At 61.8% G+C, this 15549-nt stretch carries 17 protein-coding genes and 1 other RNA gene; 16 read left to right on the top strand and 2 right to left on the bottom strand.

The window, feature by feature from the left end:
- Positions 1–5 precede the first annotated feature (5 nt).
- An RNA gene (rnpB, locus tag NOV72_RS12030) (RNase P RNA component class A) lies at positions 6–418 on the top strand.
- 54 nt (positions 419–472) lie between these two features.
- Here rnpB and NOV72_RS12025 read toward each other — a convergent pair.
- Entirely contained in the window at positions 473–895 is a 423-nt protein-coding gene (locus NOV72_RS12025) for an OsmC family protein (RefSeq protein ID WP_062263356.1), read from the bottom strand.
- Between the two features lie 573 nt (positions 896–1468).
- On the opposite strand from NOV72_RS12025, the gene rplM reads away from it, so the two are divergent.
- From rplM to erpA, 3 genes are all read left to right on the top strand, one after another.
- Positions 1469–1897, top strand: coding sequence for a 50S ribosomal protein L13 (gene rplM / locus NOV72_RS12020; RefSeq protein WP_008351572.1), 429 nt, complete (start codon positions 1469–1471; stop codon positions 1895–1897).
- An 11-nt stretch (positions 1898–1908) separates the two neighbouring features.
- Positions 1909–2301 carry a 30S ribosomal protein S9 gene (rpsI, locus tag NOV72_RS12015; protein WP_106854797.1) on the top strand — a complete coding sequence of 131 codons (393 nt, stop codon included), beginning with the start codon at positions 1909–1911 and terminating at the stop codon, positions 2299–2301.
- A gap of 210 nt (positions 2302–2511) precedes the next feature.
- The gene (gene erpA, locus NOV72_RS12010) at positions 2512–2877 is read left to right on the top strand and encodes an iron-sulfur cluster insertion protein ErpA (protein WP_061117816.1); all 366 of its coding nucleotides are present in this window, start codon (positions 2512–2514) and stop codon (positions 2875–2877) included.
- 56 nt (positions 2878–2933) lie between these two features.
- On the opposite strand, the gene NOV72_RS12005 is transcribed toward erpA, so the two are convergent.
- The gene (locus tag NOV72_RS12005) at positions 2934–4064 is read right to left on the bottom strand and encodes an anhydro-N-acetylmuramic acid kinase (protein WP_106854874.1); all 1131 of its coding nucleotides are present in this window, start codon (positions 4062–4064) and stop codon (positions 2934–2936) included.
- A gap of 178 nt (positions 4065–4242) precedes the next feature.
- Between NOV72_RS12005 and NOV72_RS32280 the strand changes: the two genes are divergently transcribed.
- The 12 genes from NOV72_RS32280 to NOV72_RS11950 all read left to right on the top strand — a co-directional run bounded on the left by NOV72_RS32280 (position 4243) and on the right by NOV72_RS11950 (position 15489).
- Positions 4243–4416: a hypothetical protein gene (locus tag NOV72_RS32280; RefSeq protein ID WP_181291011.1), complete on the top strand. Its 174-nt coding sequence runs from the start codon at positions 4243–4245 to the stop codon at positions 4414–4416.
- Positions 4417–4433: 17 nt separating this feature from the next.
- Positions 4434–5693: a tyrosine--tRNA ligase gene (gene tyrS / locus NOV72_RS12000; RefSeq protein WP_106854796.1), complete on the top strand. Its 1260-nt coding sequence runs from the start codon at positions 4434–4436 to the stop codon at positions 5691–5693.
- A gap of 4 nt (positions 5694–5697) precedes the next feature.
- On the top strand, positions 5698–6141 hold the full coding sequence (gene dtd / locus NOV72_RS11995) for a D-aminoacyl-tRNA deacylase (RefSeq protein ID WP_106854795.1): 444 nt from the start codon (positions 5698–5700) through the stop codon (positions 6139–6141).
- Positions 6138–6788, top strand: a complete 651-nt coding sequence (locus tag NOV72_RS11990) for a histidine phosphatase family protein (RefSeq protein WP_106854794.1) — start codon at positions 6138–6140, stop codon at positions 6786–6788. The genes dtd and NOV72_RS11990 overlap by 4 nt, the downstream gene beginning before the upstream one ends.
- 311 nt (positions 6789–7099) lie before the next feature.
- A complete protein-coding gene (locus NOV72_RS32985; RefSeq protein WP_281261807.1) occupies positions 7100–7228 on the top strand; it encodes a hypothetical protein in 129 nt (42 codons plus the stop codon).
- 558 nt (positions 7229–7786) lie between these two features.
- On the top strand, positions 7787–10495 hold the full coding sequence (tssH, locus tag NOV72_RS11980; RefSeq protein ID WP_106854792.1) for a type VI secretion system ATPase TssH: 2709 nt from the start codon (positions 7787–7789) through the stop codon (positions 10493–10495).
- A gap of 53 nt (positions 10496–10548) precedes the next feature.
- Positions 10549–11082 (top strand): type VI secretion system contractile sheath small subunit, encoded by a 534-nt coding sequence (gene tssB / locus NOV72_RS11975; protein WP_106854791.1) that lies wholly within the window; start codon positions 10549–10551, stop codon positions 11080–11082.
- Between the two features lie 36 nt (positions 11083–11118).
- Positions 11119–12615 (top strand): type VI secretion system contractile sheath large subunit, encoded by a 1497-nt coding sequence (gene tssC / locus NOV72_RS11970; RefSeq protein ID WP_106854790.1) that lies wholly within the window; start codon positions 11119–11121, stop codon positions 12613–12615.
- A gap of 122 nt (positions 12616–12737) precedes the next feature.
- Positions 12738–13223 (top strand): Hcp family type VI secretion system effector, encoded by a 486-nt coding sequence (locus NOV72_RS11965; RefSeq protein ID WP_106854789.1) that lies wholly within the window; start codon positions 12738–12740, stop codon positions 13221–13223.
- Between the two features lie 99 nt (positions 13224–13322).
- Positions 13323–13838, top strand: a complete 516-nt coding sequence (tssJ, locus tag NOV72_RS11960; protein WP_106854788.1) for a type VI secretion system lipoprotein TssJ — start codon at positions 13323–13325, stop codon at positions 13836–13838.
- A gap of 32 nt (positions 13839–13870) precedes the next feature.
- The gene (gene tssK, locus NOV72_RS11955) at positions 13871–15214 is read left to right on the top strand and encodes a type VI secretion system baseplate subunit TssK (protein ID WP_106854787.1); all 1344 of its coding nucleotides are present in this window, start codon (positions 13871–13873) and stop codon (positions 15212–15214) included.
- An 11-nt stretch (positions 15215–15225) separates the two neighbouring features.
- A complete protein-coding gene (locus tag NOV72_RS11950; protein WP_106854786.1) occupies positions 15226–15489 on the top strand; it encodes a PAAR domain-containing protein in 264 nt (87 codons plus the stop codon).
- Positions 15490–15549 lie beyond the last annotated feature (60 nt).

Below are 15549 nucleotides of genomic sequence, written 5' to 3'. Positions count from 1 at the left end.
GTTGCAAAGCAGGCCAGGCAATCGCGGCTTCGGCGTTTCGGCGCAGAGGGCGAGGAAAGTCCGGACTCCACAGGGCAGGGTGATGGCTAACGGCCATCCGTGGCAACACGCGGAACAGGGCAACAGAAAGCAAACCGCCGATGGCTTCGGGCGCAAGTCCGGAGATCAGGTAAGGGTGAAACGGTGCGGTAAGAGCGCACCGCGGACGTCGCGAGACGTTCCGGCACGGTAACCTCCACCCGGAGCAATTCCAAATAGGCAGGCGCGCATCTTCGCGATGCAGGACGGGGCCCCCGTCCGTCTGCGGGTAGGAAGCTTGAGCGCGTCAGCAATGGCGCGCCTAGAGGAATGATTGCCACGCGCGTTCGGTTTCGGCCAGGCGCGTGCACAGAATCCGGCTTATCGGCCCGCTTTGCCGTCATTCGAAAGAGAAGAGCCGGCGTCTCGCGACGTCGGCTTTTTTCGTTTCGGCTTACGCCTCGACAATTTCGAACGAATGCGTGAGTTCCGCCGTCTTCGCCAGCATGATCGACGCCGAGCAATACTTGTCGTGCGACAGATTGATCGCGCGCTCGACCGTCGCCGGGTTCAGGTTCTTGCCGGTCACGGTGAAATGGAAATGGATCTTCGTGAAGATTTTCGGGTCTTCGCTCGCGCGATCCGCCTTGAGCGTGACCGAGCATCCCTGGATTTCCTGACGGCTCTTCTTCAGGATCATCACGACGTCGTAGGCGGTACAGCCGCCGGTGCCGAGCAGCACCATTTCCATCGGGCGCGGCGCGAGGTTGCGGCCGCCGCCTTCCGGCGCGCCATCCATGTTGACGAGATGGCCGCTTCCCGTTTCCGCGGCGAAGGCCATGCCGTCTTGTCCCATCCAGCTAACTTTGCATTCCATGCTCAGGCTCCAGGCGGCTCAGCGCGTCGTTACAGAAACTTTATTGTAGCGGTTCAGGGAATTCCTACGGGTCGCGACTTACGAGCATCCACGAGTTGACGGGGCGAAAATCTGCGCGATGGCTTTGTCGCCGGCCAAGAAAACTTGAGTCGAGGATGACCTCTAGACGGAAATTTCACCGATCGGTGGACGATTATTTGTGGTAAATATCTGAATTTATTGAATAAAATGGGTTTATTTTCCGTCGTTTCAAATTTCAAATAATGAAATACATTTTCACCATGCAAATCTTCTTGCCTTGCAGCATGACCGTGCCTATACTCGTGCCTGTCTCCTCCACCTCCTCCTTGGTGGATTAAGCCCGAGCCCAACGGCCCGGGCTTTTTTTCGTCCGTTCGCCGCGTGAAGTAAATCTTTGACGCGGCAGTCAATTTCCCTTTATAATTCAAAGTTCTCTTCGCCACACGCCCGCGGAGAGAGGCTTGTGAGAGCCTGCACGCGTCACGAACGCACTCATATAAGCAGGGCCGAACAACGCAAAGTTCAAGGGCAGATCAATTTTTTGGATCGATCATGAAGACGTTTTCCGCAAAAGCCGAAGAGGTGACGCGCGAATGGTACGTGATTGACGCGACGGATAAGGTTCTCGGCCGTGTCGCCAGCGAAGTGGCACGCCGTCTTCGCGGCAAGCACAAGCCTGAATTCACTCCGCACGTCGACACCGGTGATTTCATCATCGTCGTCAATGCCGGCAAGCTGAAGGTCACCGGCAACAAGACCACGGACAAGAAGTACTATCGTCACTCGGGCTACCCGGGCGGCATTTACGAAACGACGTTCGGCAAGATGCAAGAGCGTTTCCCGGGCCGCGCGCTCGAGAAGGCTGTCAAGGGCATGCTTCCGAAGGGTCCGCTCGGCTACGCGATGATCAAGAAGCTGAAGGTCTACGCCGAAGCAACGCATCCGCACACGGCTCAACAGCCTAAAGCGCTCGAGATCTAAGGGGAGCCCACATGATCGGTAACTGGAACTACGGTACGGGCCGCCGCAAGAGCGCCGTCGCTCGTGTCTTCATCAAGTCGGGCAAGGGCGATATCGTCGTCAACGGCAAGCCCATCGCCGACTATTTCTCGCGTGAAACGTCGCTGATGATCGTGCGTCAACCGCTCGAACTCACGAACCACGGCACCACGTTCGACATCAAGGTCAACGTGACGGGCGGCGGTGAGACGGGTCAGGCAGGCGCGGTTCGCCACGGCATCACCCGCGCGTTGATGGACTACGACGCGACGCTGAAGTCGCAACTGTCGAACGCAGGCTTCGTCACCCGCGACGCGCGTGAAGTGGAACGTAAGAAGGTCGGTTTCCACAAGGCACGCCGCAGGAAGCAATTCTCGAAGCGTTAAGCGCTTCGGCGTTTCGCCAGTGCCGGACACCGGCTCCTGGCGAAAATGCTGCAAAGCCGCCCGCACCTTGGTGCCGGCGGCTTTTTCGTTTTGGCGCGGCGAACCGCGATCATGTCGAATTTGCATATAGCCCATTGATTTCATGGACATTCGGCACGATATTGAGATCAGCCCTACAATAGCGGTTAGAAGCTTAATTGGAGAGTTCGAATGAGCGCTGTCAGCGACACCCCCACGACCGAAATGCCGATGCCGTTCGTCTTCACCGACGCGGCTGCGGACAAAGTCAAGCAATTGATCGACGAAGAAGGCAATCCGGATCTGAAGCTGCGCGTGTTCGTGCAAGGCGGCGGATGCTCGGGTTTCCAGTACGGTTTCACGTTCGACGAAGAAGTCAACGAAGACGACACCGTGATGGACAAGGCGGGCGTGCAATTGCTCGTCGACTCGATGAGCTATCAGTATCTCGTCGGGGCGGAGATCGACTATAAGGACGATATCAACGGTGCGCAGTTCGTCATCAAGAACCCCAATGCGACCACGACGTGCGGTTGCGGTTCGTCGTTCTCGGTTTAAGCGCAGGGGTTTTTTCGCACCGAAGAAAAACGGAGCCTCGTCGGCTCCGTTTTGCGTTAACGCGGATAGATCGCGCCGAGCACGCGCGCACCCGATGCGCCTGTCACCGCGGGCAAGTTGCCCGCTTCGCGCGCGACGCAGCGCATCGCGAGCCACGCGAACGCGAGCGCCTCGACCTGTTGCGGCGGCACACCGAGCGCCTCGGTCGTCATGACGGGCACACCTGCGATGCCGCCGTCTTCCAGCGCCTGCTGGAGCATCTTCAGCAAGACCGGATTGCGCGCGCCGCCGCCGCACACGTACACGGCGCGCACATCCGATGCATGACGCGCGATCTCGCGGGCGACCGTCGTCGCGGTGAGCGCGGTGAGCGTGGCCTGGACGTCGGCGGGAGCGAGGTGCGCGAAGGCGGCGAGTTTCGCGTCCATCCACGCCGGGTTGAACAGATCGCGGCCCGTGCTCTTCGGCGGCGCGAGGTCGAAAAACGGTTCGTCGAGCAACGCGTTCAGGAGCGGCGGGTCGATTCGCCCTTGCGCCGCGAACTGCCCGGCATCGTCGTACGCGCGCTGCGTGTGGCGCAAAGCCCATTCGTCGATCAACGCGTTTGCCGGACCGCAATCGAAGCCGCGCACTTCGCCGCTGGCCGCGAGAATCGTGATATTGCTGATGCCGCCCAGATTGCACACGACGCGCGTTTCGTTCTTTTCGCCGAACACCGTCGCGTGGAACGCCGGCACGAGCGGCGCGCCCTGACCGCTCGCGGCGACATCGCGGCTGCGGAAATCGGCGATCACGTCGATGTTGGTCATTTCCGCCAGGAGCGCGGGATTGTTGATCTGCCGCGTGTAGCCTTTCTCCGGCCGATGCCGCACCGTCTGACCATGAACGCCGATTGCGCGCACCTTCGTCGCCGAACAGCCGCTCATGCTTTGCAGTTCGTGACAGCAGACGGCGTAACGCGTCGCGAGCGCATTGGCGGCGAGCGCCGCGCGTTCGAGTTCGTTCTCGCCGGGCGATTGCAGTGCGAAGAGCGCATCGCGCAAGCCTTTCGAAAAGGAGACGTGCGCTTCGCCGAGCACGACAGGCGGTTTGCCCGTCGCGAATTGCACCGCGACGCCGTCCACGCCGTCCATGCTGGTTCCGGACATCAAACCGAAGTACACGCCATCCGCCTTCCCGGTTTCGATTGCTTCGGGTTTCTTGGGCACGCTGCTCTCCTCATCGATGCCATGTTGCCGGGTTTTTCTCCAGCGGCGATTATCCGCGTTATGGATCGAATCGTTAAGACGCGTCGGGCGTCGTCTGTATCGCGCGGCGCGTTCCGGGGAGCCGCAAACGAGCCGCAACTGGCACGAAACGGCGCGAATGGCCGCGTCATCGCGTAAAATCGTGAGCCTGAACAAGCAATTGCGCGCGATTTCATCATTTTCCGCGCGCGCCGCGTTTCGACGCGCGGCGTCCCATCCGGCCACGCCGGACCGCTGCGACGGCATCGAGGCCAGATCGCGCCGCCGTTCGCCAGTCATCGAACCCTTTTGACTTCACAAGCCGCAAGCATGACCACTGATTCCAACGCTTCTTCCGCGCCCGCCGCCGCGCAGAGCTTCCCGATCACCGACGAAGTGAAAAACGCGCTCGCCATCGCCAAGCGTGGCTGCGACGAACTGCTGATCGAAGACGAATTCGCGCAGAAGCTCGCGAGGAGCGCCGCGACGGGCAAGCCGCTGCGCATCAAGCTCGGTCTCGATCCGACCGCGCCCGACATCCATATCGGCCATACGGTCGTGCTGAACAAGATGCGTCAGTTGCAGGATCTCGGCCATCAGGTCATTTTCCTGATCGGCGATTTCACTTCGCTGATCGGCGATCCGTCCGGCCGCAACGCGACGCGCCCGCCGCTCACGCGCGAGCAAATCGAAAGCAACGCGAAGACGTATTTCGAGCAGGCCGCGCTCGTGCTGGATCGCGAGAAGACCGAAATCCGCTACAACAGCGAATGGTCGATGCCGCTCGGCGCCGACGGCATGATCAAGCTCGCGTCGCGCTACACGGTCGCGCGCATTCTGGAGCGCGAGGATTTCACGAAGCGCTTTCAGGGCGGCGTGCCGATCTCGATCCACGAATTCCTGTATCCGCTGATGCAGGGCTACGACTCCGTCGCGCTGAACGCGGATCTGGAACTTGGCGGCACGGACCAGAAGTTCAACTTGCTCGTCGGCCGCGAATTGCAGAAGCAGTACGGTCAGGAACAGCAGTGCATCCTGACGATGCCGCTGCTCGAAGGCCTCGACGGCGTCGAGAAGATGTCGAAGTCGAAGAACAACTACGTCGGCATCAGCGAAAAGCCGACGGAAATGTTCGGCAAGCTGATGAGCATTTCGGACGTGCTGATGTGGCGTTACTTCGAACTGCTGTCGTTCCGCAGCATCGGGGAGATCGCGGGCTTCCGGAAGGAAGCCGAAGGCGGCCGCAATCCGCGCGACTTCAAGGTCATGCTCGCGCAGGAGCTCGTGGCGCGCTTCCATTCGCCGGCGGATGCGGAGCGTGCGCTCGACGACTTCAATCATCGCGCGAAGGGCGGCGTGCCGGACGACATTCCGGCGGTGACGCTCGCAGGCGCGCCGATCGCGATCGGTCAGTTGCTGAAACAGGCGGGACTCGTGCCGTCGACGAGCGAGGCGCTGCGCAACATCGAGCAGGGCGGCGTGAAGATCGACGGCGCGACCGTCTCCGACAAGGGCCTGAAGATCGAAGCGGGCGAGTTCGTGGTGCAGGTGGGCAAGCGCCGTTTCGCGCGCGTCACGCTGACCGCTTAAGCCGATGATCGCGCTCATTCAGCGTGTGAAGCGCGCCGACGTGCGCGTGGGCGAGCGCGTGACCGGCGCCATCGACGCGGGCCTGCTCGCGCTGGTCTGCGCCGAGCGCGGCGACAACGAAGCCGCCGCCGACAAATTGCTCGCGAAGATGCTCGGCTATCGCGTGTTCAGCGATGCGGCTGGAAAGATGAATCTTTCGGTGCAGAACGTCGACGGCGGTTTGCTGCTCGTCTCGCAATTCACGCTCGCCGCCGACACCAACAGCGGCCTGCGTCCGAGCTTCACGCCCGCCGCTCCACCCGACGAAGGCAAGCGGCTCTTCGATTATTTCGTCGAGCAGGCGCGCGCGAAGCATCCGATTGTCGAGACGGGCGAATTCGGTGCGGAGATGCAGGTCTCGCTCGTCAATGACGGGCCGGTTACGTTCTGGCTTCAGGTGCGTCCATGACGACTCAGGTTCTTTTTATCCGGCACGGCGAAACCGACTGGAATCGCATCAAGCGCATTCAGGGGCATATCGACATTCCGTTGTCCGAGCACGGATTGCTACAGGCCGAACAACTCGGAGCGCGTCTTGCGCGCGAAGGCCGGATCGATGCGATCTATTCGAGCGATTTGCAACGCGCGCAGCAAACGGCGCGTCCTTTCGCGGATGCGCTCGGGCTCGAAGTGCGTTTGTCGGAGCGTTTGCGCGAGCGGTTCTATGGCGCGTTTCAAGGCCATGATAGCGACGAGATTAGCGAGAAGTTTCCGGCTGAATACGTCGAATGGCAGACGCGCGACCCGGGTTTCTCACCGCCCGGCGATGGCGAATCGCAGCGCGCGTTTTATCACCGCGTCGTGCATGCGATGGAACCGATCGTCGCGGCGCATCCGAATGGACGTATCGCGGTGGTCGCGCATGGCGGCGTGCTGGATTGCATCTATCGGTTCGCGATGAAGCTGTCGCTGCAGGAACCGCGCAACTGGCCGCTGCTCAATTGCAGCGTCAATGTGGTGGATTATGAGGGCGGTGGCGCGCAGGTCGTGGCGTGGGGGGATGTTGGGCATCTTTCCACGGATACGGACGACGATAGTATTCGCAGAAAGGTCTAGGCTTCTATTCCGACGATGACGCGCTTCGACCGTCTCGGGTTTCGCTTGGTTCGCCGTAAGCCAAGCGGGTCACATATTTGGACCGGCGCATCCAACGTGTCTTGGCTCGTGCGCCAAAGAGCGCTCGGAAGCCACATCCTCAATCGTGCGCCTCCGCCCTATCCGCACGCATCGCGAGCACCAGTTCCGGCATTGATGCTGCCTGGCTCCGTCAACCAGACATGGCCCTGCTTGCATCGCCAGCGCAAGGCGCCGTGGTGGCTCTCGTAGTTCCATATAGAGTGGGCCCTATCAGCCCGGAGTGGGCGCCGATGCGCAGACCGGAATACTTCCGCAGCCGCCTGGACGCGATGACCGACTTGCGGCACCCGCTGGCGGTACTGGCGAACCGGATGCCATGGAAGTCGACCGAGGCGACGTTGACACCGATCTCCGACTGACGTTCTCGCGAAGGCCGGATAAGCGCGGAGATCGATCTGTTCGGCAGGGCATCCAAACTGGCCGGTGCGGACATATCGTCTACCTACCCTCTGAGTGAGGGTGTCATTCGGTATCTAGAAAAAGGTACTGGATGCCTCTTGCTTCGCACGCGCTGAGGCAAGTCGCCCGCTGGCCCTCGGCTGCGACACAATTTCAAGAATCCGCGCCCCGGCGCACCGGCCGATTGTGCGTCGCCCCGCGTAATTTCGCTAAGCAACTGATTTACGTTGCCAATCAACAGCGTAGCCTCTCGATCGCCCGAACTCTAGCTCATCATTCGTATGGCTAAGGAATCTATCGAACGTCGTGCTTAGTGTATTTGGATTAAGAATCGCCGGAAAAGTCGATTGACTATTTCAGCGCTCGTGCGAATAATTCGGACCGCGACATCGTTCCTGGTCGAAGGGAAACGAAGTTGTTGAAATGTGTAGTTAGGATTGCAATTCAATAGTCGCAGGGCAAGGACCGCCTTCTCTCGAGACGGCGCAGTCAAAAACTAAAAATAATACAGACCGGGTATGACCATTTCTCGTCAGGCTCTGTTCGGTAAGCTAGGCGTCACGCTTTACCGAAGCATCGAATCAGCGACTTCCTTTTGCAAGCTGCGTGGGAATCCGTACGTCGAGCTCGTGCACTGGTTGCATCAGATCCTGCAACTGCCCGACAGCGATCTGCACCGTATCGTGCGACACGCCGGCATCGACCGCGACGCGCTCGATCGCGACTTCACCCGCGCACTGGCTGCGCTGCCCGCCGGCGCGAGCTCGATCAGCGATTTTTCATGGCATATCGAATCGGCCATCGAACGCGCATGGGTGCTCGCGACGCTGAGTCACGGCGATCGCCGCGTCCGCGGTGCATGGCTCCTGGCTGCCCTTGCCGGCAACGCGGAACTGCGCCGCGTGCTGATGTCGATCTCTCCCGCGTTCGCCAAAATCCCTGTCGACCAGCCCGATGACGAGTTCAGCGCATGGATCGACGGTTCGCCCGAAGCGGAGGACCGCACCTATGACCATAGCGAGTTCGATGCGGGCGCCGCGCCCGGCGAAGCCTCCGGCGCCATGCCCGCCGCCGGCAAGGGCGCTGGCCTGGAGCAGTTTTGCACCGACATGACGGCGCGTGCCCGCGCGGGTGAGATCGAGCCGGTGATCGGCCGTGAACTCGAAATCCGCACGATGATCGACGTGCTGTTGCGCCGTCGGCAGAACAATCCGCTGCTGACTGGCGAGGCAGGTGTCGGCAAGACCGCCGTGGCCGAAGGTCTCGCACGGGCGATCGCCGCCGGCAATGTGCCGCCCCGGCTCGCCGACGTGCGCCTGCTCAGCCTCGATGTCGGCGCGCTTCTCGCGGGCGCGAGCATGAAGGGCGAATTCGAGGCACGTCTGAAGGGCGTGCTCGAAGCAGCGGCAAAATCCACCACGCCCGTCATTCTGTTCATCGACGAGATCCATACACTGATCGGCGCGGGCGGCCAGGCGGGCACCGGCGACGCTGCCAATCTGATGAAGCCTGCGCTCGCGCGCGGTAAGGTCCGTACCATCGGTGCGACGACCTGGGCCGAGTACAAGCGGCACATCGAGAAGGATCCCGCACTCATTCGGCGCTTCCAGGTGCTGCAAGTCGGCGAGCCGTCCGAAGCGGCGGCAATCGACATGGTGCGCGGCCTTACGCAAACGTTGTCGCAGCATCACGGCGTGGTCGTTCGTGACAGTGCGATCCGTGCGGCGGTCACGCTCTCGCACCGTTACATTCCTGCGCGGCAGTTGCCCGACAAGGCGATCAGCCTGCTCGACACGGCTTGCGCCCGAGTCGCGCTGTCGCAGCACGCAACGCCCCGCGAACTCGACGACGTGCGCCAGCGCCTAACCGCGGCCCGCGTGGAGGAAAGTCTGCTCGCCCAGGAGGCGCAGCTGGGTATCGAATCCGGCAAGACGTTGAGTCAGGTGCGTACGCGCATCGACGAACTGGCGACGCGTGAAGTCGCCGTCGAAACAGATTGGCGTAAGCAGGCAGAAGCCGCGCAGAAGCTGCTCGCCGCGCGTGAAGCGGTGTCGGCAACCAAATCGCAGCAGCTCGGCGACGAGGCGGATGCGCAAGCGGTTCCATCGCTCGATACGCTGCGCGCGCTCGAACGGGCGCTGGCCGAATTGCAGAGCGACCAGCCGCTGGTTTTCCCCGAGGTGGACGACGCGATCGTCGCCGAAATTGTCTCGGACTGGACGGGCATTCCGGTCGGCCGCATGATGACCGACGAACTCAGCGCTGTCCTTGCGCTGCCCGACACGCTGGAAGCTCGTGTAATCGGCCAGCGAGACGCCTTGCGCCGCATCGGCGAACGCGTGCAGACGGCTCGCGCCGGTCTCAGCGATCCGAAAAAGCCGCTCGGCGTGTTCATGCTCGCCGGTCCGTCCGGCGTCGGCAAGACTGAAACCGCGCTGGCGCTCGCCGACGCGCTCTATGGCGGCGAGCAGAACCTGATCACCATCAACATGAGCGAGTATCAGGAGGCGCACACCGTTTCCGGGCTCAAGGGCGCGCCTCCGGGTTACGTCGGCTATGGCGAGGGCGGGGTGCTCACCGAAGCCGTCCGCCGCCGTCCGTACTCGGTCGTCTTGCTCGATGAAATCGAAAAAGCGCACCACGACGTTCACGAAATGTTCTTCCAGGTGTTCGACAAGGGCTACATGGAGGATGGTGACGGTCGCTACATCGATTTCCGCAACACGGTGATCCTGCTGACCAGCAACGTCGGCAGTGAACTCACCTCCAGCCTGTGCGCCGATGCTGCGCTGGCCCCCGACGCGGAGGCTCTGCGCGAGGCGCTTACGCCCGAACTGCTGAAGACGTTCCCGGCGGCGTTCCTCGGTCGCGTGACGGTGGTTCCGTATCGCCCCCTGGCCGAGGACGCGCTCGGACGCATCGTGCGTCTGCATTTGAATCGCGTGGTCAGCCGCATGGCGGAAAGCCACGGCATCACGCTGTGCTACGGCGACGCGGTGACCGACTACATCGTCGCGCGCTGCCTCGTGCAGGAAACCGGCGCGCGGGTGCTGATCGGCTTCATCGAGCAGCACATCCTGCCGCGTCTGTCCACGCTTTGGCTCGACACATTCGCGGCCCGGAAGAAGTTCACGCAAATCTCGATCGACGTGACTGACGCGGCTGCCGCGCCGTCCGATGCCCTCGTCTTCGAGACCCAATGCGCGCCTGCGGGCGAGCCGGACTGAGCAGCCGCGTTAGTCGCATAGTCTTTTCAAACAATAATTTAGGAGTACATTTCATGTCATCCAGCAGTTCGCAGAAATTCATCGCGCGCAACCGGGCGCCGCGCGTGCAGATCGAGTATGACGTCGAAGTCTACGGCTCGGAAAAGAAGGTCGAGCTACCGTTTGTGATGGGCGTGCTCGCCGACCTGTCGGGCAAGCATCCGCTTGAACCGCTTCCGCCTGTGGCCGACCGTCGCTTTCTCGACATCGACATCGACAATTTCGACGAGCGCATGAAAGCGATTCGCCCGCGTGTCGCATTCGCGGTGCCGAACACGCTCACCGGCGACGGTCAGATGATGGTCGATATGACCTTCGAGAGCATGGAAGACTTCTCGCCTGCCGCGATCGCGCGCAAGGTCGACCCGCTGCGCCAACTGCTCGACGCCCGGACCAAGCTCGCCAACCTGCAGACCTATATGGACGGGAAGTCGGGCGCGGAAGCCCTCGTTACGAAACTGCTGCAGGACCCGGCTCTGCTCAAGTCGCTGGCCGCCGCGCCGAAGCCCGAGCGCGCCGCGAGCGATGACACCGCCGGCGAGCAATAAGCGCAGTCAACACGAACGGATTCAAGGACTCAAACCATGACGAACAGAGCACCAGAAGCGGCGCTCGCCCAGGCGGCGTACGCACAAAGCGACTTCACCGGACTGCTTGAAAAGGAGTTTCGCCCGAAAACCGAACTCGCTCGCGAAGCGGTCGAGTCCGCGGTGCAAACCCTTGCTGAGCAGGCGCTGTCGCAGTCGCTCACGATCAGTGACGATGCTTACAAGAGTATCGCGGCGATCATCGCGCAGATCGATCGCAAGCTTTCCGACCAGATCAACCTGATCTTGCATCATGCCGACTTCCAGCAGTTGGAATCGGCTTGGCGCGGTCTGCATCATCTGGTGTCGAACACGGAAACCGACGAGCATCTGAAGATTCGCTTCATGGATCTGTCGAAAACCGAATTGCACCGGACCATGCGCCGCTACAAGGGCATCGCGTGGGATCAGAGCCCGATTTTCAAGCAGATTTATGAAGAGCAGTATGGCCAGCTTGGCGGTGAGCCGTACGGCTGCCTGATGGCCGATTATTTCTTCGATCACACCCCGACCGACGTTGACCTGCTTGGCTCGATCGCGAAGGTCGCGGCGGCAGCGCACACGCCGTTCATTGCTGGCGCCGCACCGTCCGTGCTTCAGATGGAATCGTGGCAGGAACTCGCCAACCCCCGCGACCTGACGAAGATCTTCACGCAGAACCTTGAGTACACCGCCTGGAACTCGCTGCGCAACACTGAGGATGCACGCTACATTGGTCTCGCGATGCCGCGTTTCCTGTCGCGTCTGCCGTACGGCGCGAGCACCAATCCGGTCGATGAGTTCGACTTCGAAGAGGAAACCAGTGGCGCGGATCACAGCCGCTACGCGTGGGCCAACGCTGCGTACGCGATGGGTGTCAACATCAACCGCTCATTCAAGAAGTACGGCTGGTGCTCGCTGATCCGCGGCGTGGAGTCGGGCGGGACGGTGGAAAACCTTCCGTGCCACACGTTCCCCACGGACGACGGCGGCGTCGACATGAAGTGCCCGACCGAGATCGCAATCTCGGACCGGCGCGAGGCAGAGTTGTCGAAGAACGGTTTCATTCCGCTGATCCATCGCAAGAACACGGACCACGCGACCTTCATCGGTGCGCAGTCGCTGCAAAAGCCGGCCGAGTATCACGACGCCGACGCTTCCGCAAATGCGGCGCTCTCCGCACGACTGCCGTACCTGTTCGCATGCTCGCGTTTCGCGCACTACCTGAAGTGCATTGTGCGCGACAAGATCGGCGCTTTCCGCGAGCGCGAAGACATGCAACGCTGGCTGAACGAATGGGTCATGCATTACGTCGACGCCGATCCGGTCAATTCGTCGCAGGAAACCAAGGCACAGCGTCCGTTGGCAGCGGCGGAAGTGGTCGTCGAGGACGTCGAAGGCAACCCTGGCTACTACCAGGCCAAGTTCTTCCTGCGTCCGCATTTCCAGCTCGAAGGCTTGACCGTGTCGCTGCGACTGGTGACGAAGCTACCGTCGATCAAGGATGCGGCGTAATTCCGAATACGCGGTCTGACAGGCGTCCGACCCAAGAAATCGCGTCTTCGACGCGACCCGACTGCGGGTGAGCATCATCGATGCGAGCCCGTTGGCACTTTGATAACAGTAAGGAGTGTTATATGGCACAGGACATTTTCCTGAAGATCGACGGTATCACCGGCGAATCGCTTGACGACAAGCACAAGGACGAGATCGAAGTCCTCAACTGGACCTGGGAGATTAGTCAGGAATCGACGATGCACTCCGGCAGCGGTGGCGGCGCTGGCAAGGCGACTGTGTCCGACCTGAAGTTCGAACACAACATCGACCGTTCGAGCCCGAACCTGATGAAGTACGCCCTGACCGGCAAGCACATCGATCACGCGACGCTCGTCATGCGCAAGACCGGTGGCAGCCCGCTCGAGTACCTCAAGATCACGATGAGCGATGTGCTCGTCACGCGCGTGGCTCCGTCGGGCAGCCGCAACGACAGCGATCACAGCCGCGAGACCGTTTCGCTTTCGTTCGCCAAGGTCAAGCAGGAGTATGTCGTCCAGAACGCGCAGGGCGGCTCGGGCGGCGCGGTCACGGCCGGCTTCGACATCAAGGGCAACAAGGAAGTCTGAAGTTGACTGACTAGCCTGGAGGCCCGGCGGGAGTTCGCTCTCGCCGGGCGATTGCGTTCACATGTCTTCCAGTTTCACCGGACTTCGAAAGTATTCAGCATGCGTTTGATTTCGACCGTCGCCGTACTGGCTTGTGCCCTTTGGCTGTCGGCGTGCGCGAGCAGTAGCGAGCCCACGCCGAAAGAGGCGACCCGCCTCGAGCTGAGCGTTATCGCGCAGAGCGACGTCAATCCCGACGAGAAAGGCCGCGCCGCGCCGATCGTCGTGCGCATCTACGAGCTCAAGAATGAGGTGGTGTTCAACAGCGCCGATTTCTTCTCATTGCAGACGCAAGACAAGACCTTGCTCGCCAACGATCTCGTGAAGCGCGATCAGTACCAGATGCGCCCCGGCGACAGCAAGCAGATCGTGCGGCGCAGTGATCCCGAGACGACAACGATCGGCGTGATCGCCGCCTATCGAGATCTGCCCAACTCGGTATGGCGCGAAACCTTTGCGCTGCCGCCGCCGCCCGACGCTGCCTGGTATCGCTTCACGCCCAAGCTGGAGTTGACGATCACCGTGGGTGCGAAGGCGGTCAAGATCGCGGACGTCGCCAATCCCGAAAAGAAATAAGCACGTACAAGATTCACTTAGCGGACGAGATCATGAGTTGGTATGCAAAGGTCACCTGGCAGGAAGGGCTGTTCTTCCGGCCGCAGTTGTTCCAGCAGCAGGAGCGTTACTTCGAGAAGTACGCGCATATGCGTGCGACGCCGCTGTCACCGTTTTTCTTCGGCTTCACGCACTATCGCCTCGATCTTGAGTCGCTCGCGCTCGGCAAGGTCATCCTGCAATCGGCGACCGGCGTGTTCGCCGACGGCACGCCGTTCGACGCGCCCGGCAACACGCCGCTGCCCGTGCCGTTGACGGCTCGCCACGAGCATCTCGGGCAGGTGATTTATCTGGCCGTGCCGGTGCGGCTGCCGAATTGCGAGGAAACCACGTTCGACGCCTCCCCCGAGTCGCTGGCGCGCTATCAGGTTTTCGATACCGAACTGCGCGACACGAATTCGGTCAGCCTTGCGCCGGAGCTGGTCCAGTTGTCCAGCCTGCGCTTGCGGCTGGTGCCGGAAAAGGAGATGGGAGAGGCGTGGATCGGCCTGCCGCTCACTCGGGTGGCGACCATTCGCGCGGACGGAAGCCTCGAGCTCGACACCACGCTCGTTCCGACCGTCAGTGGTTTCGGCGCAAGCGAGCTTCTGATGAGCTGGCTGTTCAAGATTCAGGACCTCGCGCGCATGCGCGCCGATGCGCTCGCCAATCGCCTGGCCGGCAGCGTCAACAGCACGGCCAGCGCCGCGACGGTCAGCGACTATCTGTTGCTGCAGATCCTCAACTGCTACGAGCCGCAACTGAAGCATCTGATGCTCGTGCCATCCACCTCGCCGGCCGACATCTACCAACTGTTGCTCGGCATGGCGGGTGAACTGTCGACCCATCTGCGGCCTGGAACACGGCGGCCGCTGCAGGTTCCGTCGTACACGCACGCCGAGCCGCATACGTGCCTGAGGCCGCTGGTCGACGAGATCCACGCGATGCTCAATCAGGTGCTCGTGCGCAGCGCGCAAAGGATCGGGCTGGTCGAGCAGGGTCACGGCTTGAGCAACGCGGTGATCGATCCAGCCGAGATGCGCGACTTCACGGCCGTGGTGCTGGCCGTCAATGCGGCAATGCCGCCGGACGTGCTGCAGCAGCGCTTCCAGACGCAGGCCAAGGCGGGGCCGTCCGAAAAGCTGCAGGACCTCGTGCGCAGCCATCTGCCCGGAATCGGCTTGCAGGCGATGCCGGTCGCGCCCCGTCAGATTCCTTACAACGCGGGCTACCTGTATTTCGAACTCACGCAGAACGGCCCGCTCTGGGACGAGGTGGCGCGCCACGGCGGGCTTGCGCTGCACGTCGCCGGCGAATTTCCGCAACTCGACCTGCAATTGTGGGGCGTACGCGGATAGGGAGATTTCTCATGACTCGACAGGTCATCGTTGTTGGCGACACGCTCGCGCCGTACGGAGGACAAGTGATCGCAGGGTTCGTGGCGGATACGATCGACGGCCGTGCGATTGCCCGCGTCGGGGATCCCGTCCGCTGCGACGCGCACGGCGCGAATGCGATTGCGGAAGGCTCGCCGACCTTTCTGTGCGCGGATCGTCCCGTCGCGCTCTCGGGTCACCGCGCCCTGTGCGGCTGCACGCTCGTCAGTCTTCAGACCACCCTGCCCGTTTCGTAATCAGGCCATGACGGAGCGATGGCCACATCGTCGACGCCCCGTCACGGCGACACGCACGAA

The organism is Caballeronia novacaledonica, from assembly GCF_900258035.1.
GTDB classification, from domain to species: domain Bacteria; phylum Pseudomonadota; class Gammaproteobacteria; order Burkholderiales; family Burkholderiaceae; genus Caballeronia; species Caballeronia novacaledonica.
The sequence above is the reverse complement of the archived record's forward strand: the minus strand, read 5'-3'. Positions and strand labels throughout refer to the sequence as shown.

Bases quoted from the DNA above. Each gene is read 5' to 3' on its own strand.
- NOV72_RS32280 (WP_181291011.1), top strand. From the start codon at position 4,243: ATGGCCGCGTCATCGCGTAAAATCGTGAGCCTGAACAAGCAATTGCGC.
- dtd (WP_106854795.1), top strand. From the start codon at position 5,698: ATGATCGCGCTCATTCAGCGTGTGAAGCGCGCCGACGTGCGCGTGGGC.
- tssB (WP_106854791.1), top strand. From the start codon at position 10,549: ATGTCATCCAGCAGTTCGCAGAAATTCATCGCGCGCAACCGGGCGCCG.
- tyrS (WP_106854796.1), top strand. From the start codon at position 4,434: ATGACCACTGATTCCAACGCTTCTTCCGCGCCCGCCGCCGCGCAGAGC.
- NOV72_RS11965 (WP_106854789.1), top strand. From the start codon at position 12,738: ATGGCACAGGACATTTTCCTGAAGATCGACGGTATCACCGGCGAATCG.
- NOV72_RS11990 (WP_106854794.1), top strand. From the start codon at position 6,138: ATGACGACTCAGGTTCTTTTTATCCGGCACGGCGAAACCGACTGGAAT.
- tssH (WP_106854792.1), top strand. From the start codon at position 7,787: ATGACCATTTCTCGTCAGGCTCTGTTCGGTAAGCTAGGCGTCACGCTT.
- rpsI (WP_106854797.1), top strand. From the start codon at position 1,909: ATGATCGGTAACTGGAACTACGGTACGGGCCGCCGCAAGAGCGCCGTC.
- NOV72_RS11950 (WP_106854786.1), top strand. From the start codon at position 15,226: ATGACTCGACAGGTCATCGTTGTTGGCGACACGCTCGCGCCGTACGGA.
- NOV72_RS32985 (WP_281261807.1), top strand. From the start codon at position 7,100: ATGCGCAGACCGGAATACTTCCGCAGCCGCCTGGACGCGATGACCGAC.
- tssK (WP_106854787.1), top strand. From the start codon at position 13,871: ATGAGTTGGTATGCAAAGGTCACCTGGCAGGAAGGGCTGTTCTTCCGG.
- tssC (WP_106854790.1), top strand. From the start codon at position 11,119: ATGACGAACAGAGCACCAGAAGCGGCGCTCGCCCAGGCGGCGTACGCA.
- NOV72_RS12025 (WP_062263356.1), bottom strand. From the start codon at position 895: ATGGAATGCAAAGTTAGCTGGATGGGACAAGACGGCATGGCCTTCGCC.
- rplM (WP_008351572.1), top strand. From the start codon at position 1,469: ATGAAGACGTTTTCCGCAAAAGCCGAAGAGGTGACGCGCGAATGGTAC.
- erpA (WP_061117816.1), top strand. From the start codon at position 2,512: ATGAGCGCTGTCAGCGACACCCCCACGACCGAAATGCCGATGCCGTTC.
- tssJ (WP_106854788.1), top strand. From the start codon at position 13,323: ATGCGTTTGATTTCGACCGTCGCCGTACTGGCTTGTGCCCTTTGGCTG.